Here is a 23,678-nt window from a genome sequence, read left to right on the forward strand (position 1 = left end):
AATAAAGATAACGTCATAGGCGGATAAGCGCAGATTTGAGAATGAAGGAGATTTGAGCGATGACACGTCAAGATGCTTTTCAGCAACTTGTTAAATTAAAAAATCGAATGCGGGGCTTGCTACGCCTGCAATTAGGGCTTGATTTGATCATGGTCTACGCCTTTTTAAGGACAGTTCTTAGTGGTGACATGGTCAATTTGTTTGGGACGCCATTAACGCAAGATAGTGCAATGATCGTCACTTTTTTAATTGCGATTATTGATTTGTGTTTTACCCAAATTCGTAAAAATTACCGCAAAATTGGGCGAACTTTAATTGGTCATCTGGGTGGTCAGCTCTCAGAAGATGAAATCTTAGTCATTAGACAATTTGAGAGATATTAAAAAACGCCACGTTTGCTTGCATGTTTGTGCAAGAAACGTGGCGTTTTTTTAATCTATTGCCAGACAAATATTAAGGACTTTATGTTGAATTGGTGACAGGATATGATTCGTTCGGTAAGCCACACTCATGTAAAAATTAGGTTGGGGGTCATCTAAAAGTTCTAGGGGCACCACATCAGCGTTGGTAACCGCTGATTCTGCAAGAAAACTAATCCCAATATTTTCAGCGATCATGCCTTGAATGACTTGTGGATCATCACTTTTATAAATGATTTGAGGGCGAAAGTGATTGGCGTGACTTAGTTGTTTTAGTGCCTCCGCGTGCACAAAACTACTATCAAAAGTAATGAAATTTTGATCTTTAAGTTCACGAAACCAAATTTTCTTCTTTTGAGCAAGTGAATTGTCTTTGCTGACGATGATGTTAAACTTAGTTTGCGCGAATGTCTGACTGAATAACTGCGCAGAGTCAAAAGGCTGTATGGAGCCAACAAGCGCCATATCCAGCGATCCGTTAAGTAACAATTTTAATAATTCGGCGGATCCATGTTCAACGGGAATAATCTGGCGTAACAATTTCTGTTTAGCTAGTTCAGCCGCAATTTTAGGAAAGTAAGACTGACTAATAACTGGTGGCAAACCTAAAACAACTTTTCCGGTATTGATATTTTGAATTTCATTTTCGGCAATGTGGACCTGATCTAAAATAATTGAAGTATGCTCTGCAAGCTGTTGTCCGCTCAAGGTTGTGGTGAGTTTATGTTGACTGGCATCACGAATAAAGAGTTGTGCTTGGAATTCCTCTTCTAGTCGTTTGATTGCCGTACTAATTGTGGGTTGACTGACGTTAAACTTTGCTGCGACTCGAGAAAAGTTATGTTCTTGAATCATCGCTTGAAAATATTCAAAATCTTTAATGTTCATAAAATACCTCGAGTTATTGAGTGAAATTCTTATGTAAGTTAGCCTGTGCGCCTAGGAAAGTTGGGGATGACGTCTCAATTGTCTCGGCGACACAAGCTACTTGTTCAATATGAATAGGATAGATTCGTGAGCAAGACGCTATCGGGGATTGCGATTATGGCTTTCAGCTTACTTAACAACTAAGAGCTGGACAGCTCATTTACTCGTTTTTTTCTGGCATCACCCATGCTGCTACTAGGTACAAAATAATACATGGAATAAATCCAGGAATTGAAATTGCCGCATAAATGACCCGTAACAAAGTCTTATCAATGCCCAAATATTCTGCAAAGCCACCGACGACACCTGAAATCATTTTGTCTGAAGATTTTGTAAGTTTTTTATTCATTGTGTATTTCCTCCCTTTGAAAACGATATCTTTCACTACTTTTATTATAACTTTTTGGACTATTAAATCCTATCCAAACGACCTGGAAAATTTCAAGTGACGAAAACCCTATAAGTGCAACGTTTTTGGATAGACCTATTAAAAATTTTAATACTTTCTTATAGATTTGACTATAGTTTTCATCACCATGTAAGCTAACCCTCGTAAATACAAAAAGTAAGTAAATTGGAGGTTTTTAATATGACAAAGAATCCAGTAGAGATTTTAAATAATCCTTTTTTAAATAAAGGCACAGCATTTACTGATGAAGAACGTCAATCACTTGGATTGGTGGGTTTGTTACCCCCATATGTCCAAACATTAGACGAACAAGTTACCCAAACGTATGCACAATTCCAAACTAAAACAAGTGATTTAGAAAAAAGAATTTTCTTAATGGAAATCTTTAACGAAAATCGTGTTTTATTCTATAAATTGTTTAGCCAACACGTGGTTGAATTTATGCCGATCGTCTACGATCCTACGATTGCAGATACCATTGAAAACTACAGCGAGTTGTTTATTCAATCACAGAACGCCGTTTTCTTGTCAATTGATGATCCTGATAGTATGGAAGCATCTTTAAAGAATGCAGCAGATGGTCGCGATATTCGATTGATTGTGGTTACAGATGCTGAAGGAATCCTTGGTATTGGTGACTGGGGAACTAACGGTGTTGATATTTCTGTGGGTAAATTAATGGTTTATACCGCTGCAGCTGGCATCGATCCAAGCCAAGTGATGCCTGTGGTGCTTGATGTGGGGACTAATAATCAAGATTTGTTAAAGGATCCATTATATCTCGGAAACCGTCACGAACGCGTGACCGGTGATCGTTACTACGATTTTGTGGATAAGTTCGTGCAAACCGCTGAAACACTTTTCCCAAAGTTATACCTTCATTTTGAAGATTTCGGCCGTAGTAATGCAGCAAACATTTTAAATAAGTACAAAGATCAAATCACCACATTTAATGATGATATTCAAGGAACTGGAATCATTGTGTTAGCAGGTATTTTAGGTGCTTTGAATATTTCTAAAGAAAAAATGACAGATCAAGTTTATATGTCATTTGGAGCAGGAACAGCCGGTGCGGGTATTACCAAGAGAATCTATGACGAATTTTTACAACAAGGTTTGTCTGCAGAAGAAGCTAAGAAACACTTCTATTTGGTTGATAAACAGGGATTGTTATTCGATGATGATCCAACTTTGACACCAGAACAGAAACCATTTGCACGTTCACGTTCTGAATTTGCCAATGCAAGTGAACTCACTAACTTGGAAGCAGCTGTAAAGGCCGTTCATCCTACGATTTTAGTGGGAACATCGACACAACCAGGGACATTCACTGAAGCAATTGTGAAGGAAATGGCGGCTCATACAGCGCGTCCAATCATCTTCCCACTATCTAATCCAACTAAACTTGCTGAAGCTAAAGCTGAAGATTTGATTAAATGGACTGATGGTAAGGCTTTAGTTGCGACTGGGATTCCTGCCGCAGATGTGACTTACAATGGTGTAAGTTATCAAATTGGTCAGGCCAACAATGCTTTGGTTTATCCTGGCTTAGGTTTAGGTGTGATTGCGTCAACTGCTAAGGTCTTAAATGATGAAATGATCTCTAAAGCAGCTCATTCATTGGGCGGCATTGTTGATGGCGACAAACCAGGAGCAGCTGTTTTACCTCCTGTTTCAAAGTTAGATCAATTCTCTTACACAGTGGCTAAGGCGGTAGCGCAAAGTGCTGTGGATCAAAAATTGAACAAAGAAACTATTGCTGATGTGGATCAAGCAATTAAAGCGACTAAATGGGAACCAAAATACTAAAATAAATGATTTAAAATAGGAAGAAGGTTTATCATGGCTTTTATTACTTCTGTTGAAAGTATCGTTACCATCTTGCTGATGATGGCGTTAGGCTATTTACTCCGTCGTATCGGCTGGTTTGACGATAACTTTAGTGGTAGCATCTCAAAATTGATTATGAACGTGGCCCTGCCAGCCTCAATCTTTGTGTCGGTTATGAAATATCTGACACTGCATAAATTAATTGGTCTTTCTAGCGGCTTAATTTATTCGTTTGGCGGCGTCATTATTGGATACATTATTGCATGGTTAGCTGTAAAGGTTTTGCGTGTCCGTCCGGGACGTCGAGGAATCTTTATGAATACGGTGGTTAATGCGAACACAATTTTCATTGGATTACCGTTAAACATTGCGTTGTTTGGTTCAGTGAGCTTACCATACTTCTTGGTTTATTATGTGACGAATACTGTTTCGACTTGGGCATTTGGTGTATTTTTGATTTCAAATGATGATCCTACGAAGAAAAAGGGCGAAAAGGGTTCTGGTAACTTTAACTGGAAGAAGCTTTTGCCACCGCCGTTGTTAGGTTTCTTAGTGGCATTGGTTTGGTTAGTGTTGAGTTTGCCGGTTCCAGAATGGGCTAATAATACCTTGTCGTACGTCGGGAATTTGGTAACGCCGTTGTCCTTGATTTATATTGGGATTGTGTTGGCGGATGCCGGATTGAAGAGTATTAAGTTTGATAGAGATACAATCTTTGCATTGATTGGCCGATTTGTGTTGTCTCCAATTGTGATTACGATGTTGATCATGTGGGGAGCAAGTTTGGGTCATGGGATTCCAACGATGGAGATGCAGACGTTGATTGTGCAGGCGGCGGCACCGGGGTTGGCGGTAATGCCAATTTTGGCGAACGAGTCGCATGGTGATGTCGAGTATGCAACAAACTTGGTGACGACAAGTACGATCCTCTTTATTGTGGTGGTACCGATTGTGATGAGTTTGATTCAGTTTGTATAAATTAGAGTGTAAAAAAAGGCGAATAGCCTTCGAGTATAGCATAGGGGCTTCAATGATTCGCTTTTGGAATCGTTGAAGTGCCGTAGCTAGACGGAGAAGGTTGCCTTTTTTTGCACGTTTCGGAAATAAAGCAGTGAAGTGCACAGGAAAGGGAATGATTCGGTTTAGGAATCGTTCCTTTTTCGTAGCTACTATTCCACATTTAGGGAAGATTATTAGCAAAGATCGTTAATAATCATAGATGTTCCATACGTTGTCCATTCTTGTGGCCACAACCCAGACCGCAAGAACTGGCACGCGGAGGAAGCTGCTCCTTTTAACACGTTTCGGCAATAAGGCAGTGAAAGTGCAGGGGCTTCAATGATTCACTTTTGGAATCGTTGAAGTGCCGTAGCTAGACGGAGAAGGCTGCCTTTTTTTGCACGTTTCGGCAATAAAGTTAAACTTAAGAAAAAACTTAGTAGTGAATGGCATTGCTAAGTTTGCACGTTAGGCTCGCAAATAGGTACTAAAACAGCAAAATAGTTTATCACGAGGCAATGTGTCGTGGTAAACTATTTTTTACATAAAAGAACTGTGATAGACTAGGCTTAAATATTGATAATTGGAGCAAAAAGAATTGATTACTATTGGATTAACGACCTGGACAGATCATCCGGCCCTCATCAATCATGAAAATCGAAAAGTAACGCTTACCGAATATGCCGGTCATTTTCCTGTGGTTGAAGTGGATACTTCCTTTTATGGCGTACCCCGAATTTCAACTGTGGAAAATTGGCAGAAGTCAGTGCCAGAAAAATTCCAGTTTATTCTTAAAGCAAATCAGCTAATGACGCTACACGATGGGGCAAGCGTGGATGATTACTTGTCAGATGAACATCGTCTGGTGTTTACCGATTTTAAGAAAATGGTTCGTCCACTTGTGAAGCAAGATCAGTTAAAAACCATCTTGTTTCAATTTCCGCCGTATTTTAATTGTGAAACAGCTAATATTCGTTATTTACGTGACGTGCGTGTTTTAATGGGGGATTTACCCATTGCTGTTGAATTTCGCAACGCAAGTTGGTACGATCCAGCGGTGCGTGACGAAACCATGTTATTTCTAAAAAAACTGGGCATGACCCATGTTTCAGTTGACGAACCCAGTGCCGTTTCTAATGGCGTCCCACTGGTGGATACCGTCACTAACCAAAATTTAGCGATGTTACGTTTACATGGGCAAAATGCAAAGGGCTGGGCAGAGCAAGGACCGAACTGGCGTAGCACGCGAACGTTGTACAAATATTCTGAGGCTGAATTACAAGATTTTGCCAAGCTTGTTCGAAAATTAGAATCGCAAGTGGAAGAGGTTTGCATCATCTTTAATAATAACAGTGGAAAAGATGCCGCTGGGAATGCGTTAAGATTGAAGGAAATCTTAGGCATTAATTTTGAAGGACTTGGACCGCTCCAATTAGGATTATTTTAGGGCTAAAAATAAATTTTATCGACTAGACATTAAACGGATGAAACAGGCTTTGCGTAGCGTTTCATTGTGATATACTTAAAGTTAAAACATCTCCTAATTAAGAATTTATATCAAATTAAAAATTAATGGAATTGGAAAGGAAATTTTCAATGGCAGATAAACCCACTTATTATATAACAACACCAATTTATTATCCGTCGGGTAAGTTACATATTGGTAACTCCTACACGACAATTGCATGTGACGCCGAGGCACGTTTCCAGCGTTTGGAAGGCAAAGATGTCTTCTTTTTGACCGGGACTGATGAACACGGCCTAAAAATTGAACAAAAAGCTGAAGCTCTGAACACCACACCTAAAGCTTATGTGGACGAGATGGCAGAGGGTATCAAAAAGTTGTGGAAATTACTAGATATTTCGAACACAAAGTTTATTCGAACAACTGATGATTATCATGAAAAAGCCGTTCAAGAAATTTTCCAAAAATTGGAAGACAACGGCGATATTTATTTAGGTGAATACGAAGGTTGGTATTCCGTTTCTGATGAGGAGTATTTCACTGAAACGCAATTAGCCGAAGTTTATCGAGATGAAAATGGAAAAGTGATCGGTGGCAAAGCGCCATCTGGTCATGAAGTTCAGAAAGTTAAAGAAGAGTCTTATTTCTTTAAAATGAGCAAATATGCAGATTGGTTGCTTCAGTATTACAAAGATCATCCTGATTTTATTCAGCCAGCAACACGAATGAACGAAATGATCAATAATTTCATCAAACCTGGTTTGGAAGATTTAGCCGTTTCACGGACAACCTTTAATTGGGGTGTTAAAGTGAAGGACAATCCTAAGCACGTTGTTTATGTCTGGATTGATGCTCTTTCAAACTATATTACGGCTCTAGGGTATGGTTCAGATGATCCAAGTAACTTTGAAAAGTATTGGCCAGCTAATGTTCAAATGGTCGGTAAAGAAATTGTGCGTTTTCATACGATTTATTGGCCAATTATGTTGCATGCCCTTGGCTTGCCGCTACCTAAGCACGTGGTGGGTCATGGTTGGCTATTGATGAAAGACGGTAAAATGTCCAAGTCGAAAGGAAACGTTATTTACCCAGAAACATTAGTGGAACGCTATGGATTAGATGCGTTACGTTACTATTTGCTAAAAGCAATGCCTTATGGAAATGACGGAGTTTTCACACCAGAAGACTTTATCGACAAAATTAATTATGATCTGGCTAATGATTTAGGTAACTTATTAAACCGGACAGTTGCCATGATCAATAAGTATGAAGGTGGTACAATTCCAACTTTCAAGGCTGGCGTTACCCAATTTGATCAAGATTTGGAAACTACGGCTCACTCTGTTATTACGAATTATCGCCAGTTAATGAATGACCTCCATTTTTCTGATGCACTTTCTGAGATTTGGAAGCTGGTCAGTCGCTCGAATAAATATATCGATGAAACGGAGCCATGGGTCTTAGCTAAACGAGACGATGCTGATGCTCAAGCTGAGTTGGCAAGTGTGATGAATCACTTGGCAGAGAGCTTACGAATTTTGGCTCATTTATTGCAACCGATCTTGACGCAAGCACCAACCAAAATCCTGAATCAGTTGGGTTTAAAAGCTCAGACAGTGGATTTGGCGGACTTACATTTTGGTACCATTCCTGCGGATACAAAGGTAGTCGCAAAGGGCACACCAATTTTTCCTCGTTTGGATGCTAAAGACGAAGTTGCTTTTATTAAGGCGCAAATGACCAAGACGGACAAGAAAAAGGGCCGCGCTGCAATGGAAGCTGCCAAAAAGGCTGCACAAACGACTGATGAAACTGAATTGAATTTAACTAAGAAGCCAATTCGAATTGAAGCTTTTGATAAAGTGGAAATTAAAGTGGCTGAAATTAAATCGGTTGATCATGTTGAGGGTGCGGATAAATTATTGAAATTCAAATTAGATGCAGGCGATAAAGGTGATCGCCAAATTCTTTCGGGAATTGCCGCATACTATCCTGACCCAAGTGTGCTAGTTGGCAAGAAGGTTTTAATTGTCGCTAACTTGAAGCCGCGTAAAATGCGTGGTGAAATTAGTCAGGGTATGCTATTATCAGCTGAGCATGACGGCCAGATTCAAGTGGTTGAAGTGCCTAACAACCTGGTGAATGGTTCAGGTGTCGAATAAATAGGAATTTATGAAGAACCAATCTGAGACAAAGTAAACCCGTTTATCTGTCTTGGATTGGTTTTTGGTAGTTGGAGGTTAACATGCAATTATTTGATTCGCATACTCATTTGAATGATCCGGCTTTTCAAGACCATGAGCAGGCCTATATTGACCATGCTCATAAATTGGGTGTGAAAAAAATGGCGATGGTCGGATCTAATGCCGAATTTAATGCCTCTGCAATTAAGCTGGCGCACACATACCCAAATATCTACGCGGTTGTGGGTTGGCATCCAGAGGACTCAAAATATTTTCACGAAACGCAGGCTGAAACCTTGCGTGCCCAATTGCAAGATTCCAAAGTGGTGGCGTTGGGTGAAATTGGGCTGGATTATTATGAAACAAAATCACCACGAAAAGTGCAACGACGTGTTTTTGAATCACAGTTGGAACTTGCCAGTGAGTTGAAGATCCCGGTTGCTATTCACAATCGTGATGCTTTTGAAGATACATATGCAATTTTAAAAAATGCGCATGTGGACACATTTGGCGGCGTCATGCATAGTTTTAATGGCGGACCAGAATGGCTTGATAAATTCTTGTCACTAGGGATGCACATCTCGTACAGTGGTGTGGCGAGCTTTAATTCCGCACATGATGTGCATCGATCAGTGCAAGCAACTCCCGCGGACCGCATCATGGCCGAAACCGATGCGCCGTACTTGGCACCGATTCCTTTTAGAGGCAAGCAAAATGAACCAGCCTATACGTTATACGTGGTTGAGGCACTGGCTCGTTTGCGTGATGAAGATCCGGACGTGACGGCCAAAGCCACATATGAAAATGCCAAAAAATTTTATAGGATAACTGATGATGAAAAAAATTAAAGAAGTAATAGTAGTTGAAGGAAAAGATGATACGGTGCGCATAAAAAAAGCTGTCGCAGCAGATACATTAGAGACGCGAGGTTCAGCGATTTCCGAAGAAACGATTGATCAGATTCGGCGTCTACAGGCTGAGCGTGGCGTAATCGTCTTCACAGATCCTGATTTTTCAGGTGAAAAAATTCGTAAAACCATTTCGGCTGAGGTGCCTGACGTGAAGCATGCGTTTCTGGCACGTCGCGATGCTGTGCCCAGCAAAAAGGGGAGCTTAGGTGTCGAACATGCGACCCCAGAAGCAATCCGTGAAGCATTAAGCAAGGTCTACACAGAGGCTAGTGATGCCCCAATTCAGATTACGCGTGCAGATTTGTTGGATGCAGACTTGATTTCAGGCGCACACGCTAAACAGCGACGCATGGAGTTATGTGAACTCTTGAATATTGGTTATGTGAATGGAAAGCAGCTTGTTAAACGCCTGCAATTATTTCAGGTAAGTCGAGAAGCTTTTAACGCTGCAGTCACAAAACTGGATGAGAAATAAGGAGAATAAATGACCCAAGAAATAGATATTGCCGATCCAATTCGTACCCGTGGTATTCTAGAACGCTATCATTTAAATGCTAAAAAGAGTCTTGGCCAAAATTTTTTAACGCAACCGCAAATTTTGAAGAATATTGTGAGTGCAGCTGACATTACTGAAGCTGATGATGTAATTGAAGTTGGTCCTGGAATAGGTGCTTTAACTGAGCAACTTGCACGGCATGCACATCACGTTTTGGCGTTTGAAATTGACGAAAATTTACTTGATGTCCTAGACGAAACTTTAGATCCATATGATAACATCACGGTTGTTAATGCCGACATTTTGCAGGTAGATTTACCCAAGGTGGTTGCTGAAAATTTGGATGGTAAACACACCCTTAAAGTGGTGGCAAACTTACCTTACTACATCACAACACCCATTTTGAAAGGCTTGCTGCAAAGTACTTTGCAACTGGATCAGATTGTAGTGATGATGCAAAAAGAAGTGGCAGACCGCTTGAATGCGCAACCTGGTGATAAGGAGTATGGTTCTTTAAGTGTGGCGATTCAGTTGGACATGAACGTTCACGTTGAATTTGAGGTGCCAAGAACGGCCTTTACACCACAACCCAATGTGGATTCGGCAATTGTTAAGCTCACGCAAAGGGAACCGTGGCCGGTACAGCCCAATGATAAGGATGCTTTTTTCAAAACAGTGCGGGGTTGTTTTGCCCATCGACGTAAGACGCTATGGAATAATTTGCTAGGTATTTATGGGAAAACACCCGAAATTAAGGCCCATCTGACTCAAGTGTTAGAAAGCTTGGCAATCAAGCCGGGTATTCGTCCGGAACGGTTAACGGTGGTGGATTTTATTAGATTAACCAATGCTTTACAAGAAAACTAAAAAGGAATCCTCAAAAATGACTTTTATTAGCGCCATTTTTGATGGATTCCTTTTTAAATTCTTATTTCAAAGCAAATTTAGTGATGGCATCTGCTAAGCCGTCTTCATCGTTGGTGCCAGTAACAAAGTTGGCGTGTGCTTTGGCCAATTCAGTCCCGTTTCCCATGGCAACGGCAGTCCCGGCAGCTTCAAACATGGCAATATCGTTTCCTTCATCACCCACAGCCATCACTTCGCTGGTGTCAAAGTGAAGGGCAGCACTAAGATCATGCAAGGCATTGCCTTTACTAACTACTGGATTCATTAACTCTAGAAAATTACGGGCGGCACGTACCACATAAAGATCGTTTTCAAAAGTTTTGGTGACAAGGGGTTCTACCGCATCCAACATTTTTTCTTCACCGACAAAAAGCCCCTTAGTGATTTGAAAATTAGGTGGCAATTCATCGGGTGTGCGGATTAAGATACCAGCCTTGTTTTCCCAAGCTTGAACGACCGTAATGGCGTTCACATCACGATCTGCAGTATAAATAGTACTATTTTCATCTAAAACATTAAATGGAATGTGGTGTCTTTGACCAAAAGCTGTTAAGCGCCGATAATAGCTATTATCAACAAGGTGTTTAGCGATAATTTTACCCGTGACGGACTCAATAACAGCACCATTATAAGTGATCACATACTGATCATCATTTGTGAGCCCTAATTGCTGGAGAAAAGGGGCTGCCCCAGCAAGAGGACGTCCGGTACATAAAACAACTTTCAGGCCTTGTGTCACGGCTTTTTGAACCGCTGTGATGGTACTTGGCAAAATTTCGCCTTTAGAGTTTAACAAAGTATCATCGATATCTAGTGCAATTAATTTGATTGCCATTTGTCGGACTCCTTTTGTTTGGTTTGCGTGCTGTGAGATGAAATTAGTTTATGCCACGTCGTTTTAAGTATTGGCTTTTTTCATTTTCCCAAAAAGCCTGATCAGCAGCGGTTATTTGACGAATGACATGTCCTGGATTACCAACCGCCACAGAGTTGTCTGGAATATCTTTGGTAACGATGGTGCCAGCTCCGATAACGACATTGTTGCCGATGGTGACACCTGGACAAATGACAGCATTACCCCCAATCCACACGTCATTACCAATTGTAATTGGATGACCATATTCTAAATCTTGATTACGGATATCCGGCACGATGGGATGGCCAGCCGTGTATAAAGAAACACGAGGCCCTAACATGACGTTATTGCCAATCACAATGGGAGCAATATCCAAAAAAATACTGTCGTAATTGGCATAAAATCTTTTTCCAATATGAACGTTATATCCATAATCCATGCGTGTGGGGACCTCAATAAAGGGGTCGGCACTAGGACAATCAAGAAGTTCATCAAGTAAATGTTGTCGGACATCTTGTTGCTCAGGGTGGGTTTGGTTGTATTGATAAATCTTTTGTTTAGCGGCTCTTCGCAGAGCAATTAATTCTGAGTCATTTGAGTTATAAAGTTGCCCCGCATTCATTAATTCACGATCAGTTTGCATGAAAATCCTCCGTTTCTGTCTTATAAGAAATATCATAGCATTTTTTGTTGCAGAAAAACTCAAAAAAGTGAAAACGGTTCCTAAATGTAAAGATTGTTAGATTTATAAATTGAAACTTGCGGTACATTGGGTGTTGTGGTATAATTTGCGTTTTTTGTGAAACTATGATACAATGTTTCACATGGGAAGGTGAAGCCAATGCCAAACACACTAGCCACAATTAAGTCAAAGCTAGACAACAAGGTTGGAGAAGAAATGATGGTGGTTGCCCAAGCTGGTCGTAAGAAAATTACGAAACGCCATGGAATTCTCCATAAGACGTATCCAGCAGTTTTCGTCGTTGATCTAGATCAGGATGAGAACTCATTTGAGCGGGTATCGTATAGTTATACCGATATTCTAACCAAGAACATCGAAATCGCATTTGAATAAAAATAACTGGGCCGTTAAGGTCTTTTTATTTTGCCTAAATTTAAGCATTTATCGTGATTTGACAAGAGCATATGACATGGTTTAAAAAAATTTTCTTACTGTAAACAGGATACTGTTAGTAACCTAGCGTGCAGCACTGGTACTTTGGTACGTTTTTAAGTATAATTGTGATAAAATACTGGATTAGCAAACTAGGTGATTGCATGGAGACAACAGAAAAGGCCCCAGCCAAACTGAACTTGTTCTTAGATACACCCTATAATCACGCAGATGGCCTTCAAGAGTGGAATATGGTGATGACATCGGTAGATCTTGCGGACTATGTCAAAATCGAAACACGGCCTGGAAAACGGGCAATTAGTGTGCATACTGACACAGGCTTTTTGCCTAATGACAGTCGCAATTTAGCCTATCAGGCTGCTAAATTATTACAGCAGGAATTTCACGTCCAAGCGGGTGCCAAAATTCGGATTCAGAAAAATATTCCGGTCGCCGCTGGTATGGGCGGTGGGTCTTCCGATGCCGCTGCAGTTCTACGAGGGTTAAATAATTTGTGGAATTTACAGATTCCCCAAGTAACGTTAGCTGAGTTGGGTCTACGCATTGACTCAGATGTGCCTTATTGCGTCTATAGTCAAACGGCGTATGTTTATGGAAAAGGCGAAAAAATTAGGCTGTTGCGCCAATTGCCGGCGATGTATTTTGTGATTGCCAAGCCCAAATTAAGCGTGTCAACGCCCAAAATATTGCGTCAGATCGATCACCAACAGTTGCATCATTTGGAAATTGATGGCATGCTTACGGCGATTCAAAAAAATGATTTTACAGCTATTTGTGAAAATGTTGGTAATGTTTTAGAACCCTTAACAGGGCAGATGCACCCTCAAATTTTGCAATTAAAGGAACGAATGCTACGGTATGGCGCAGATGCTGCGCAAATGAGTGGCACAGGGCCGACTGTTTTTGGCATTTGTCACAAAGAAAGTCGTGCACAGCATTTAGTGAATAGTCTGAAGGGGTTTTGTCACGAGGTTTATCTGGTGAGACCGTTAAATTAAAAAAAGTCGCCAATTGTGGCGACCTTTTTTATTAACTAATTTGTAATTATTCGTGGCGTTTAATTTATACAACTACATAACCCCTAGAAATTGAATAGTCATGATTCACTAGGAGACGGTTACACTCCAAAAAATAAAAACCCAATGCCCACTACAATAAACACAATCCCGAACCACACGCTAGTCCAAAGCGAAAGCGGCATCCAGCCAGTTGTGTGTTCGTTCATTGTAACCTTTAGTTTTTGCCACTGGTGATGGAAAACAAATAATTGTAAGATACCGGCCAAAATCGCAACAACACCAATTATGTGAATTAAGAGATTCGGATTCATCACGCTCGCCTGATTTCGTAATTTCTAATATCGGTCACAGTTTAGCATCAAAATAAAGCGTTTACAAGATGGAGAAGCTTAATTTAAATAGAAACGATGAAAAATGAGAAAAAGTAGGATCGACCCGAGTAGAATGACGAGCAACATCAAACCAAGATTGGTCCAAGAAAAATGGTGCGATAAGTACATAGAACCGCCTGCGAGACTCAAACTGACAACGATGACGATGAAGATTAAAGAAATCGGAAATCCATATTTATAAAGGAAGTACGCCATAACTACGTATCCGAGAAGATACTGAAACAATAAAAATTGATTATTCGGACGTTTCATAAGCCGCCTCCATTCAGTTGGGTTACTTTAAATATACAACAAAATGGAAAAATACATTAATGCGGCGCCCACTAAGACAAGCACATGCCACCAAACATGCACATACTTAACATGAGGAATGTTATAAATCACACCACCCAGTGAAAAGGCAATGCCCCCAGCGGCTAATAAGCTAATGCCAACTAGGCCTAAAGTTTCGTACAAGGGTTTGGCACCCACTAAGCAAAGCCAACCCATCAAGACATAAATTAATGTCTCGACTTTTTTAAATTTACCTACTGCAAAAAACTGAAAAATAATTCCGCCAATTGCTAACAACCAAATCACGATACAAAGCCCAATGCCAAGCGGCCCCCGAATTGCCAATAAACAATAGGGCGTATAAGTTCCTGCAATTAATAAATTAATGCTGTCATGGTCCAAGATCTGGAAGACGTGACTAGCTTTTGTGAAATATAAACTATGAAACATGGTCGAGGAGAAGAATAAGACAAGTAAACTGATGCTATAAATAGTGTAAGCCACTAAATCGAGTGGTTGTCCAAGCCTTACAGCCTTGATAATCAATAAAACAGTTCCAGCAATACTTAGAAAGAAGCCTAGGCCATGCGTGATGGCACTCCAAATTTCATTAAGAAGTTGAGAATGATGTAAAGAACGCAGCTTTTGAAGTTGAGTTGATGGTTTCATATTGTGTTCCTCCGTTTCAACTAGACATTATATACTAATCATCTAGTTATTGAAACTAGATAACATAAAAATCGATGAATTACGATTTTGGTAAAGAAAATGGTATGATATTAGAAAGAGAAAAGTGAAGAGGGAAATCATGGCAAAGCGTTCTAACACGAAACAAAAGATAGTGCTGGCCTTATTTGAATTAATGAAGACCCACTCAGTTGATGAAGTGACAGTTAGCGATATTTGTAAACAAGCATCAGTGTCACGGATGTCGTATTATCGAAGTTTTAAATCCAAACAACAAATTTTAGAATACCAATTTGATGTCGTGTTCCAAGAATTTTTTAGTTACTTACAAGTTATGAACAATCACGATATGACGGCTTTTTTGGATGCCTTTTTTACGGTAATTCGTCGGCATCGCATCACGGTTCATATTTTGATTAAAGCCGACTTAGTGGGAATCATATTGGATAAGTTACAGTTTTATATTACCGACCTGATCGACAAGGACGTGCTTAAAGTTCGTGATCGGGCATCCAAAATGTGGATTGCGTTTGTTGCAGGCGGTCTCACTACCATGATTGTGGAGTGGGATAAGGATGATATGATTGAATCCAATGCCGAAATGGTAATGATCGCACGTAAATTTTTGAAATAAGTTTTTAGGAATACTTTGAAAATTAGATGGCAAAGACCGTCAGGCACATACTGCGTATCGTTGATCGGAGACTAGGAAAAATTCCTAGTCTTTTTCTATCCCTGAACTTTAATAGCCGAGATTCGGGAGAAAAGATGAAAAGCAGTATTGTTTTTGGTTGTTGCTATGGCACTGCAAGCACCCGAACGTTTAGGATTTGAAGAACTGGCGGAAATAATGCAAAGACAGGTACAAAAAAAGCCCTTTCTTCATGAAAAGAGTTAGTTATTAAAGTGGCTAGTGTCAAATGTAGCGGGTGGCTTAACTAGATGATCGCACGCAAATTTTTGCGACAGTGGAAGAGTTGAAATTAACGTCAGATCAGCCGTTATGGTGAATGATGCAAAAGCAAAAATGAAAGAAAAATAAATAAAGCGTTTACATTTTTACTAAATTGGTCTACAATTATTTATGGATAAAGTTTTTGTGGATCGTTACTAATTCGATTAGGCGTGACCACAAGCAATGCAACTCATTGCTTGTGGTCATTTTTTTTCAAAAAAAGAGGATATGATGAAAATGTTGACCATCGTTCAGATTTTTAATAACAACGTGGCCTTGATCAAATTGAATGACAACCGACTAGCAATAGTAAAGGGAAAAGGCATCGTCTTCCAAAAAGAGAAGGGCCAACAAGTTGATGTGAACAAAGTGGAAAAAATATTTTATTTGGAGACTGCAGGCTCTAAAGAAAACTTATATTTTCTGCTAAAGGATATTCCCATTGATGTTGTGACTACGACCTACGAAATTGTGGATGTCGCACAAAAAGAATTTGGTTTTTCAGTTTTGGACTATGTGTATATTACATTGAGCGACCATATCTATGGGGTGTATAAGCGTATGCAAACCAATAGTTTTCATGAAAGCTTAGTTCCAGACATGCATACGGAATATCCAACTGAATACGCAATTGGAAAACGAGCAGTCGACATCATTTCCAATAACTTACATATTCAGTTACCGAAAAGTGAGGTCAAAAGTATTGCGTTACATTTTATCAATGCTCAAGGCACACCAGGAGCCGATAAGCTTGATGACTCACTAACCACTACCGTGAATAATATTGTCCAAGCTGTTTTGAGTCAAAATCATATTTTAAGGACCAAAGAAAACGGTAATTATTATGATCGGTTAATGGTCCATCTTCAGTATTTGGTTGATCGCTTGAATCAATCTGAAAATCATGGGTCTGCGTTTACAGAATCCTTAGAAAATAGTCTGGAAAAATCTTATCCAAGTTCCGCAAGAATTGCAAAAGAGATTTATAACAATCTACAAAAACAACTATCCGCAACTCTTGGTGATAACGAGAAATTATATTTTATTATTCATATTCAGCGGCTGATTAATGAGCAACCGCAAAATAAGAATGTTAATGGAGGTAAAAAAAATGGCAAGTAGAGAAGAAGTATCTATGGTAGGTTTTGCAATTGTCGCGTATGCCGGAGATGCAAAGACTGCCTTAATGAAGGCACTTGACGAAGCACGCGATGGTAATTTCACCAAGGCAAGGAGCTTGGTAGAGGAATCTACGCAATCAATCAATGATGCACATAATGAACAAACTAAGCTGCTTAGTAAAGAAGCGGGTGGCGATGATATGGATGTCACGTTTATTATGGTGCATGGTCAAGACACCTTGATGACGACTATGATGCTAAAAGACGAAGTTCAGTACTTTATTGATGAGTATGAACGCTTGGACAAGATTGAAAAAAAATTAGGAATTGAAAAAAATTGAAACTATAAATAGGAGGGTTCTCTCATGAATTGGATTGTGAAACAAATTGAGAAAGCACAACCATTTTTCCGAAAACTGTCTGCTAATATCTATCTTCAGGCGGTTCGTGATGGCTTTATTTCTTTGATGCCAATCATTATTTTCTCAAGTATCTTTATTCTTGTGGCCAACGTCCCTAATATTTGGGGATTTTACTGGCCAACCGCGGTTAGCGACAATTTGAATAGATTTTATAACTATTCAATGGGTGTTTTGTCCTTAATGGCGGCTGCCAATGTGGCTCGAGCATTAACACGTAACTTGAACGTACGACTACCAAAAATTGATCAGATTCCAGAAGCTGCTGTGATGTTTGGCGCGCAGATTAGTTTCTTGTTAGTAGCCGTTGACCCATTTACCAATAAGGCAAGCACTTTATTCTTTAACACCTCATTTATGGGAACCAAAGGATTAATTTGTGCGTTCTTAGTGGCCTTTATTGTACCTAACATTTATTATTTCTGTTTTAAGAATCACATTACTATTAAATTACCTGATGCAGTCCCACAAAATATTTCATCAGCGTTTACCAACATTATTCCATTTGCATTTGCCAGTTTCTTCTTCTGGATCTTTGATATGGTCTTCAGAGCGTTAACAAATGCAAACTTGGCAGCTTGGATCATTCAAGTGCTTTCGCCATTATTTACTGCTGCTGATGGATACTTTGGATTAGCAATTGTTTATGGGGCGATGGCCTTCTTCTGGTTTATCGGTATTCAAGGACCTTCCATTGTGGAACCTGCTGTGACGGCGATTTATTTAACCAATGTTGAAGCTAACTTGAAGGTTTTTGAAGCTGGTGGTCACGCAACTAACATTTTAGCGCAAGGCACACAATACTTTGTCGCAACTATTGGTGGTACAGGAGCTACTTTAGTAATTACGTATATGTTTGCGTTGTTCGCAAAATCAAAGGAATTGAAGGCAGTTGGTCGGGCTTCAGCAATTCCAGTGTCATTCGGTGTTAATGAACCTATTTTATTTGGAGCACCTTTAATTTTGAATCCAGTGTTCTTCTTACCGTTTATCTTGACACCAATTTTCAATGTTTGGTTATTCAAGATTTTCGTTGATTTCTTTGGGATGAATGGTTTTATTTATAACTTACCATGGACAACACCAGGGCCAATCGGATTGTTTATGGGAGTTGGATTCTCAATTCAAGCTTTAATTCTCATTGTCGCTATTTTGGCGATGGATGTGGTTTGCTACTACCCATTCTTCAAAGCTTATGATGCACAGAAGGTTTCTGAAGAAGCAGCTGCTGAGGCTGAAAATGCGGCTAAGGGTATTTCTCCAGAGGTTGCGAATGCTCCTGTTGAAGTTGACAGTGGTGAAATCCCAGTAAGTATGACAAAAGATAAAAAGAATTTGAACATTATGGTTATCTGTGCCGGTGGTGGTACTAGTGGTATTTTAGCCAATGCGCTAAATAAGATGGCTAAAGAAAAAGATTTGCCGGTCGAAGCTGCCGCAGCTGCATATGGGGCTCACGGAGACTTATTACCTGACATGGATGTTGTTGTTCTCGCCCCTCAAATGGATGCGATGCGAGATTCACTGAAGTTAGAAACAGATAAAGCAAACGTTAAGATGATCACAACCACTGGTAAACAGTACATTGATCTCACCAGACACGCAGATAAAGCTTTGCAATTTATCGTTGGAAAGTTGAAAGGTGAACCTGAAGACAATCAAGAAACGCATACACCGACGCCAACGCCAACTGCTTAATTAGGAGGTTACTATGTTAAATCGTGTAAAATCATTACCTAAAGATTTTGTTTGGGGTGGCGCAACTGCCGCTTATCAAGTTGAAGGAGCCACAAAAGTTGGTGGTAAGGGAAAAACCATGTGGGATGATTATTTAAAAGCCCAAGGTCGTTTCTCGCCAGATCCTGCTAGTGATTTTTATCACTGCTATCCGGAAGATGTGAAATTGGCACATCAGTATGGATTAAACGCCATTCGAGTATCGATTGCTTGGACGCGAATTTTTCCAAACGGTTATGGCGAACCCAATCAAGCAGGTGTGAAGTACTATCACGAACTTTTTAAGGCATGTCTTGACCAAGGCGTGACCCCATATGTTTCCTTACATCACTTTGATTCACCGAAGACGTTATTTGACCAAGGGGATTGGTTAAATCGTCAAAATATTGATTATTTTGTAAAATATGCCGAATTTTGTTTTAAAGAATTCACAGAAGTTAAAAATTGGTTTACGATTAACGAATTAATTTCACTTTCTTTATCCCAATATATCGCGGGGAATTTTCCACCTAATCATCACTTTGACGTGACAAGTGCGATTCAAGCCCAACATAATGAGTTATTGGCCCACGCACGTGTGGTAAATTTGTATAAATCCTTGCATCTTGATGGCCGAATTGGCTTAATTCATGTGTTACAACCCATTTACCCTATCACAGAGACACCTGAGAATAAACACGCGGCAGCCCTGTATGACGCCTTTATTAATCGGTTCTTGTTAGATGGGACATTCTTGGGTGAATACTCGGATGAAACCATGGCGTTAATCAACGAAATTTTGGAGAAAAACGGGGCTAAATTAGAGATTCAAGATGGCGATATGGCGATTTTGAAAGAAGCTTCCACACAAAATGATTTCTTTGGCTTGAATTATTATCAGTCCCAATTCATTCAAGCTTATGATGGCCCAAGTGGCAATAAATTTAATGGCACCGGTGATAAAGGTTCATCATCATTTAGTTTTCATGGTGTTGGCCAAATTGTGCAAAAGCCGGGTGTGCCAACCACAGATTGGGATTGGAACATTTATCCTGAAGGTTTGTATGACATTTTGAAACGAGTATCAAAAGAGTATCCTAATTCTAAGACAATCTACATCACAGAGAATGGGTTAGGGTACAAAGACAATTTCGTTTCTGAAGATCAGGTGATCGATGACGAACCAAGGATTGATTACATTGATCAGCATGTGGCGGCCCTACTAAAAGCGCGTAGTGAGGGTGTTAACGTGCAGGGCTACTTTGTTTGGTCACTTCAAGACCAGTTCTCGTGGGCCAACGGCTATAACAAGCGTTATGGACTATTCTATGTCGATTTTGATACTCAAAAACGTTATATTAAAAAGAGTGCTGAATGGTTTAAGGAATTAGCTGACACGATGCATTCGTAGGCTGTCAGGGATCTAACTCGGAGTCAATTTATGTGATTTAGACGATTTTTGAATATATTCCAACCACATGGGCCGTTACTTTTAAGAGCCATGACGATGCACATGCTTATTATGCAAAGTATACTGTTGAAGCTCAAGAAAATTTGAGAGCTCCTGTTAACAATGATACTTGGTACATCGGGACGTATTTAAGGATGCTGACTTTGAAAAGGGATTGGATGAAGTGATGGCAAAAATTGGATTGCATTCATTAGCCTACTCGATTGAAAAACCACAGGTTGGACAGAATTGGATTAAAGCTTAAAATGGTTTTGAGACAAAAATGATAAAAAGCGGCTGGAAATTAAATTCCAACCGCTTTTTTGAGTGCGTTTTAAGAAATAGAGTTAATCAGGAGCCTTAAATGTCACTTTTCGATTTCGTCCATTTTTTTATTGATTGCTGCTTGGCGATGCTGATTTAATTGGTTAACAATTGTGGCAACCACATAGGTTAATAGGAATGCGCTGAGAAAGGTAATAGCTAATACAGCCACAAAAATGCCAAGCCCATCCTTAAGATAAAAATTGTTATAGCGCGTATAATTTGTGAATCCATTGAGGATAGTCACAATTAAAGCCACTACAGTACTGACTAGTAAAGGCATATGTTGACCGTTAGTTGAGATATTTAGACCAACGATTAAATAGCGTACGATCAGATAGGTGCTCGTAATCAGAAATGTGGCCAATTCAATCCAGTATTCATGAAAAGGTCTGTTGAGTAGTGCAGATTGAATCAAAACAGCTACGCCAAGCAAAGTCATCAAAACAACTAAGGCCTCACTATTAATTTTGCGTTGTTGTGTCAGAATTCTTTCATCGATAACTGTGTGTTTTTTCATGATTAATCCTCCCAGAATAAATCGTTTAATGTTTTGTCTAAAGCTTTGCAAATGGCGATACACAATTTTAAAGTTGGGTTGTATTCTCCTGATTCAATCAAGCCAATTGTTTGGCGCGTGACGCCAACCTTTGAGGCCAGCTTGATTTGGTTGAGTCCTTTTTGAACCCGAGCGGCTTTCATTTTAGTGTTTTTCAAATTTAGTCATCCTTGTGTTGCAATTTATGTATTACACAATGCAAATTATATATTGCATTCGTTTAAAATGCAAGTTAAAAAGTGAAATCTCGAATTCAAATAAAGCGTTTACAAAACGATTTAATTATGCTAATATGAACTTGCTAAAAGGAAAACAGATATCAAAAGTGGATCGTAACTATTTAATTAGGCGTAACCACGAATTAACGATAAGGATTATTCTATATCGTTAATTCGTGGTTTTTCTTTTGTCTCGTTTTAAGCAATCATTTATTTACATATAGGAAGGAAGTTATATTATGAATTTTATCATCAGTAGGCTTGAAAAGCATCAAGGCTTTTTTGAAAAAATTTCAAAAAATATTTACTTGATGGCGATCAAAGACGGTTTCTTAGCCGCCATGCCAATCATTTTATTTTCAAGTGTCTTCATCCTTTTAGCAAACATTCCAACTTTGATTGGGTTGAAGGTACCAGTTGACCTAATTAATTGGTTCAACAAAATTTACAACTACACCATGGGCTTTGTAGGTTTTTATGTTTCTGGTACTACCGCCAAAGCTTTGACCGGTTCAATGAACCATAAGATGAAAGGTGGCAAATTTATTAATGCCACTTCAACCATGATGGCTTCTATGTGCGGGTTCATGTTACTAGCGATCGGAACAACGAAGAGTGGGGCTTATCTTGGAACCTACTTCGGAACAGAAGGTATTCTTTCTGCTTTTGTTTCCGCATTTTTAACGGTAAATGTCTATCGTTTCTGTGTGCAACGCGACATTACTATTAAGATGCCCAAAGAGGTACCAGGAACTATTTCACAAAACTTCCGTGATATTTTTCCTTTCGCGTTTGCCGTTTTGGGGTGTGCAGTTATTGATGTGATTGTCCGTGCCTCTTTACATGTGCCATTTTCAGCATTGATTGCCACTTTAATTCAGCCACTTTTCAAGGGTGCTGATAGTTATGCCGGTTTAGCCCTCATTGAATTTCTGATTCCAATGTTCTGGTTCTTAGGAATTCACGGACCATCCGTTGTTAAGCCTGCATTTGAAGCGGCTTTATACGGAAATACAACAGCTAATTTAGCCCTATTTAAAGGCGGTCATTTTCCAGTTCATGCTTTAACTGAAAACTTTTTAAACTTCGTTGGTGAATTGGGTGGTACTGGGGCAACATTTGTTGTACCAATCATATTTATTTTCCTAATGCGTTCTAAACAATTAAAGGCAATTGGGAAAGCATCTGTCATTCCAGTTATGTTTGCCGTTAATGAACCACTGCTTTTCGGAGCACCCATTATTTTAAATCCTTATTTCTTTATTCCATTTGTGTTAACACCAATGGTTAACGTACTTATTGGTAAGTTGTTTATTGACTTACTTCATATGAACGGGTTTATGTATATTCTTTCATGGGCCTTACCAGGACCGATTGGGGCCTTTATGGATACAAACTTCCAGCCAATCTCACTACTTTTAATGGTTATTTTATTAGTCCTTGATACTTTAATTTACTTGCCATTCTGTCGGGCCTTTGACGCAACATTAGTAGCTAAAGAAGCCGAAGTGGATGCTCAGGATGCTGCTAAAGTACAACCTGCAGTTGAAACAGTTGCCGTTGCTGACACTACTGAAGCACCTGTTGCTACTGAATCAAAACCAGCTGTTGATACAAATGTAACTGAATCAACCACGAAAAGACTAGCACGTGAAGTTAAAGTGCTTGTCTTATGTGCGGGTGGTGGGACTAGTGAACAATTAGCCAACGCACTTACTAAGGCTGCCAAACAATACGATGAACCAATTGTGGCTAGTGCTGGCGCATACGGATCACATCACGATATTTTGCCAAACTACGATATGGTCGTTTTAGCGCCCCAAGTACGCACTTATTACGATGATTTGAAGAGTGACACGGATCGATTAGGCATTAAGCTAGTGGCTACAAAAGGTCAACAGTATATTGCGTTAACCCGGGACCCTGAAAAAGCTATGAACTTTATTATCGAAAATTTACAGGGGACTGATTTTACGAAATAAATAAAAACTTTTTAACAGGAGGTGGGA

25 protein-coding genes are annotated in these 23,678 nt (G+C 39.6%); 16 read left to right on the top strand and 9 right to left on the bottom strand.

Going from position 1 to position 23,678, the window contains the following annotated elements:
• Positions 1-59 precede the first annotated feature (59 nt).
• On the top strand, positions 60-383 hold the full coding sequence (locus IV80_RS06955) for a hypothetical protein (protein ID WP_057751465.1): 324 nt from the start codon (positions 60-62) through the stop codon (positions 381-383).
• A gap of 48 nt (positions 384-431) precedes the next feature.
• Here IV80_RS06955 and IV80_RS06960 read toward each other — a convergent pair whose 3' ends face one another.
• Together IV80_RS06960 and IV80_RS06965 are read right to left on the bottom strand one after the other, a co-directional pair.
• Positions 432-1,307, bottom strand: a complete 876-nt coding sequence (locus tag IV80_RS06960; protein ID WP_057751467.1) for a LysR family transcriptional regulator — start codon at positions 1,305-1,307, stop codon at positions 432-434.
• A 199-nt stretch (positions 1,308-1,506) separates the two neighbouring features.
• Positions 1,507-1,695 carry a PspC domain-containing protein gene (locus IV80_RS06965; RefSeq protein WP_057751470.1) on the bottom strand — a complete coding sequence of 63 codons (189 nt, stop codon included), beginning with the start codon at positions 1,693-1,695 and terminating at the stop codon, positions 1,507-1,509.
• Between the two features lie 225 nt (positions 1,696-1,920).
• Between IV80_RS06965 and IV80_RS06970 the strand changes: the two genes are divergently transcribed.
• The 7 genes from IV80_RS06970 (at position 1,921) to rsmA (ending at position 10,506) form a co-directional block, all read left to right on the top strand.
• Positions 1,921-3,564, top strand: coding sequence for a malolactic enzyme (locus IV80_RS06970; RefSeq protein ID WP_083490553.1), 1,644 nt, complete (start codon positions 1,921-1,923; stop codon positions 3,562-3,564).
• 33 nt (positions 3,565-3,597) lie between these two features.
• A complete protein-coding gene (locus IV80_RS06975; RefSeq protein ID WP_057751474.1) occupies positions 3,598-4,563 on the top strand; it encodes an AEC family transporter in 966 nt (321 codons plus the stop codon).
• Positions 4,564-5,182: 619 nt separating this feature from the next.
• The gene (locus tag IV80_RS06980; RefSeq protein ID WP_057751476.1) at positions 5,183-6,031 is read left to right on the top strand and encodes a DUF72 domain-containing protein; all 849 of its coding nucleotides are present in this window, start codon (positions 5,183-5,185) and stop codon (positions 6,029-6,031) included.
• Between the two features lie 149 nt (positions 6,032-6,180).
• Entirely contained in the window at positions 6,181-8,211 is a 2,031-nt protein-coding gene (gene metG / locus IV80_RS06985) for a methionine--tRNA ligase (protein ID WP_057751478.1), read from the top strand.
• A gap of 83 nt (positions 8,212-8,294) precedes the next feature.
• Positions 8,295-9,080, top strand: a complete 786-nt coding sequence (locus IV80_RS06990) for a TatD family hydrolase (protein WP_057751480.1) — start codon at positions 8,295-8,297, stop codon at positions 9,078-9,080.
• Positions 9,067-9,618 carry a ribonuclease M5 gene (gene rnmV, locus IV80_RS06995; RefSeq protein ID WP_057751482.1) on the top strand — a complete coding sequence of 184 codons (552 nt, stop codon included), beginning with the start codon at positions 9,067-9,069 and terminating at the stop codon, positions 9,616-9,618. The genes IV80_RS06990 and rnmV overlap by 14 nt, the downstream gene beginning before the upstream one ends.
• Positions 9,619-9,627: 9 nt before the next feature.
• Positions 9,628-10,506 (top strand): 16S rRNA (adenine(1518)-N(6)/adenine(1519)-N(6))-dimethyltransferase RsmA, encoded by an 879-nt coding sequence (gene rsmA, locus IV80_RS07000; RefSeq protein ID WP_057751484.1) that lies wholly within the window; start codon positions 9,628-9,630, stop codon positions 10,504-10,506.
• Positions 10,507-10,567: 61 nt separating this feature from the next.
• Here the strand turns inward: rsmA and IV80_RS07005 are convergent, their stop codons facing one another.
• Positions 10,568-11,380: a Cof-type HAD-IIB family hydrolase gene (locus IV80_RS07005; protein ID WP_057751486.1), complete on the bottom strand. Its 813-nt coding sequence runs from the start codon at positions 11,378-11,380 to the stop codon at positions 10,568-10,570.
• Positions 11,381-11,423: 43 nt separating this feature from the next.
• On the bottom strand, positions 11,424-12,044 hold the full coding sequence (locus tag IV80_RS07010) for a sugar O-acetyltransferase (RefSeq protein ID WP_057751489.1): 621 nt from the start codon (positions 12,042-12,044) through the stop codon (positions 11,424-11,426).
• 198 nt (positions 12,045-12,242) lie between these two features.
• On the opposite strand from IV80_RS07010, the gene IV80_RS07015 reads away from it, so the two are divergent.
• Together IV80_RS07015 and ispE are read left to right on the top strand one after the other, a co-directional pair.
• On the top strand, positions 12,243-12,476 hold the full coding sequence (locus tag IV80_RS07015) for a Veg family protein (RefSeq protein WP_057751491.1): 234 nt from the start codon (positions 12,243-12,245) through the stop codon (positions 12,474-12,476).
• A gap of 203 nt (positions 12,477-12,679) precedes the next feature.
• Positions 12,680-13,534, top strand: a complete 855-nt coding sequence (gene ispE, locus IV80_RS07020; protein ID WP_057751493.1) for a 4-(cytidine 5'-diphospho)-2-C-methyl-D-erythritol kinase — start codon at positions 12,680-12,682, stop codon at positions 13,532-13,534.
• 119 nt (positions 13,535-13,653) lie between these two features.
• On the opposite strand, the gene IV80_RS07025 is transcribed toward ispE, so the two are convergent.
• From IV80_RS07025 to trhA, 3 genes are all read right to left on the bottom strand, one after another.
• Positions 13,654-13,866, bottom strand: coding sequence for a hypothetical protein (locus IV80_RS07025; RefSeq protein ID WP_057751495.1), 213 nt, complete (start codon positions 13,864-13,866; stop codon positions 13,654-13,656).
• Positions 13,867-13,944: 78 nt separating this feature from the next.
• Positions 13,945-14,199: a hypothetical protein gene (locus tag IV80_RS07030; RefSeq protein ID WP_057751497.1), complete on the bottom strand. Its 255-nt coding sequence runs from the start codon at positions 14,197-14,199 to the stop codon at positions 13,945-13,947.
• Between the two features lie 27 nt (positions 14,200-14,226).
• A complete protein-coding gene (trhA, locus tag IV80_RS07035; RefSeq protein WP_057751498.1) occupies positions 14,227-14,889 on the bottom strand; it encodes a PAQR family membrane homeostasis protein TrhA in 663 nt (220 codons plus the stop codon).
• A gap of 139 nt (positions 14,890-15,028) precedes the next feature.
• On the opposite strand from trhA, the gene IV80_RS07040 reads away from it, so the two are divergent.
• From IV80_RS07040 to lacG, 5 genes are all read left to right on the top strand, one after another.
• On the top strand, positions 15,029-15,541 hold the full coding sequence (locus IV80_RS07040; RefSeq protein ID WP_057751500.1) for a TetR/AcrR family transcriptional regulator: 513 nt from the start codon (positions 15,029-15,031) through the stop codon (positions 15,539-15,541).
• Positions 15,542-16,099: 558 nt separating this feature from the next.
• On the top strand, positions 16,100-16,984 hold the full coding sequence (locus IV80_RS07045; RefSeq protein ID WP_057751641.1) for a PRD domain-containing protein: 885 nt from the start codon (positions 16,100-16,102) through the stop codon (positions 16,982-16,984).
• Positions 16,974-17,324 (top strand): PTS lactose/cellobiose transporter subunit IIA, encoded by a 351-nt coding sequence (locus IV80_RS07050; RefSeq protein ID WP_057751503.1) that lies wholly within the window; start codon positions 16,974-16,976, stop codon positions 17,322-17,324. The genes IV80_RS07045 and IV80_RS07050 overlap by 11 nt, the downstream gene beginning before the upstream one ends.
• A 24-nt stretch (positions 17,325-17,348) precedes the next feature.
• Positions 17,349-19,100, top strand: a complete 1,752-nt coding sequence (locus IV80_RS07055; RefSeq protein WP_057751506.1) for a PTS lactose transporter subunit IIBC — start codon at positions 17,349-17,351, stop codon at positions 19,098-19,100.
• Between the two features lie 13 nt (positions 19,101-19,113).
• The gene (gene lacG / locus IV80_RS07060) at positions 19,114-20,529 is read left to right on the top strand and encodes a 6-phospho-beta-galactosidase (protein WP_057751508.1); all 1,416 of its coding nucleotides are present in this window, start codon (positions 19,114-19,116) and stop codon (positions 20,527-20,529) included.
• A gap of 406 nt (positions 20,530-20,935) precedes the next feature.
• Here the strand turns inward: lacG and IV80_RS07065 are convergent, their stop codons facing one another.
• Both IV80_RS07065 and IV80_RS07070 read right to left on the bottom strand, forming a co-directional pair.
• Positions 20,936-21,412, bottom strand: coding sequence for a DUF6773 family protein (locus IV80_RS07065; RefSeq protein WP_057751509.1), 477 nt, complete (start codon positions 21,410-21,412; stop codon positions 20,936-20,938).
• A 2-nt stretch (positions 21,413-21,414) separates the two neighbouring features.
• Positions 21,415-21,609, bottom strand: coding sequence for a helix-turn-helix transcriptional regulator (locus IV80_RS07070; protein ID WP_057751511.1), 195 nt, complete (start codon positions 21,607-21,609; stop codon positions 21,415-21,417).
• A gap of 299 nt (positions 21,610-21,908) precedes the next feature.
• Here IV80_RS07070 and IV80_RS07075 point away from each other — a divergent pair, with 299 nt between their 5' ends.
• Positions 21,909-23,651 carry a PTS lactose transporter subunit IIBC gene (locus IV80_RS07075; protein WP_057751513.1) on the top strand — a complete coding sequence of 581 codons (1,743 nt, stop codon included), beginning with the start codon at positions 21,909-21,911 and terminating at the stop codon, positions 23,649-23,651.
• Positions 23,652-23,678: the final 27 nt, after the last annotated feature.

The organism is Pediococcus cellicola, from assembly GCF_001438655.1.
GTDB lineage: Bacteria > Bacillota > Bacilli > Lactobacillales > Lactobacillaceae > Pediococcus > Pediococcus cellicola.

What these genes read in the sequence shown, in the direction of transcription:
- IV80_RS06955 (WP_057751465.1), top strand. Translation starts at nt 60, where the DNA reads ATGACACGTCAAGATGCTTTTCAGCAACTTGTTAAATTAAAAAATCGA.
- IV80_RS06960 (WP_057751467.1), bottom strand. Translation starts at nt 1,307, where the DNA reads ATGAACATTAAAGATTTTGAATATTTTCAAGCGATGATTCAAGAACAT.
- IV80_RS06965 (WP_057751470.1), bottom strand. Translation starts at nt 1,695, where the DNA reads ATGAATAAAAAACTTACAAAATCTTCAGACAAAATGATTTCAGGTGTC.
- IV80_RS06975 (WP_057751474.1), top strand. Translation starts at nt 3,598, where the DNA reads ATGGCTTTTATTACTTCTGTTGAAAGTATCGTTACCATCTTGCTGATG.
- metG (WP_057751478.1), top strand. Translation starts at nt 6,181, where the DNA reads ATGGCAGATAAACCCACTTATTATATAACAACACCAATTTATTATCCG.
- IV80_RS06990 (WP_057751480.1), top strand. Translation starts at nt 8,295, where the DNA reads ATGCAATTATTTGATTCGCATACTCATTTGAATGATCCGGCTTTTCAA.
- rnmV (WP_057751482.1), top strand. Translation starts at nt 9,067, where the DNA reads ATGAAAAAAATTAAAGAAGTAATAGTAGTTGAAGGAAAAGATGATACG.
- rsmA (WP_057751484.1), top strand. Translation starts at nt 9,628, where the DNA reads ATGACCCAAGAAATAGATATTGCCGATCCAATTCGTACCCGTGGTATT.
- IV80_RS07005 (WP_057751486.1), bottom strand. Translation starts at nt 11,380, where the DNA reads ATGGCAATCAAATTAATTGCACTAGATATCGATGATACTTTGTTAAAC.
- IV80_RS07010 (WP_057751489.1), bottom strand. Translation starts at nt 12,044, where the DNA reads ATGCAAACTGATCGTGAATTAATGAATGCGGGGCAACTTTATAACTCA.
- IV80_RS07015 (WP_057751491.1), top strand. Translation starts at nt 12,243, where the DNA reads ATGCCAAACACACTAGCCACAATTAAGTCAAAGCTAGACAACAAGGTT.
- ispE (WP_057751493.1), top strand. Translation starts at nt 12,680, where the DNA reads ATGGAGACAACAGAAAAGGCCCCAGCCAAACTGAACTTGTTCTTAGAT.
- IV80_RS07025 (WP_057751495.1), bottom strand. Translation starts at nt 13,866, where the DNA reads ATGAATCCGAATCTCTTAATTCACATAATTGGTGTTGTTGCGATTTTG.
- IV80_RS07030 (WP_057751497.1), bottom strand. Translation starts at nt 14,199, where the DNA reads ATGAAACGTCCGAATAATCAATTTTTATTGTTTCAGTATCTTCTCGGA.
- trhA (WP_057751498.1), bottom strand. Translation starts at nt 14,889, where the DNA reads ATGAAACCATCAACTCAACTTCAAAAGCTGCGTTCTTTACATCATTCT.
- IV80_RS07040 (WP_057751500.1), top strand. Translation starts at nt 15,029, where the DNA reads ATGGCAAAGCGTTCTAACACGAAACAAAAGATAGTGCTGGCCTTATTT.
- IV80_RS07045 (WP_057751641.1), top strand. Translation starts at nt 16,100, where the DNA reads ATGTTGACCATCGTTCAGATTTTTAATAACAACGTGGCCTTGATCAAA.
- IV80_RS07050 (WP_057751503.1), top strand. Translation starts at nt 16,974, where the DNA reads ATGGCAAGTAGAGAAGAAGTATCTATGGTAGGTTTTGCAATTGTCGCG.
- IV80_RS07055 (WP_057751506.1), top strand. Translation starts at nt 17,349, where the DNA reads ATGAATTGGATTGTGAAACAAATTGAGAAAGCACAACCATTTTTCCGA.
- lacG (WP_057751508.1), top strand. Translation starts at nt 19,114, where the DNA reads ATGTTAAATCGTGTAAAATCATTACCTAAAGATTTTGTTTGGGGTGGC.
- IV80_RS07065 (WP_057751509.1), bottom strand. Translation starts at nt 21,412, where the DNA reads ATGAAAAAACACACAGTTATCGATGAAAGAATTCTGACACAACAACGC.
- IV80_RS07075 (WP_057751513.1), top strand. Translation starts at nt 21,909, where the DNA reads ATGAATTTTATCATCAGTAGGCTTGAAAAGCATCAAGGCTTTTTTGAA.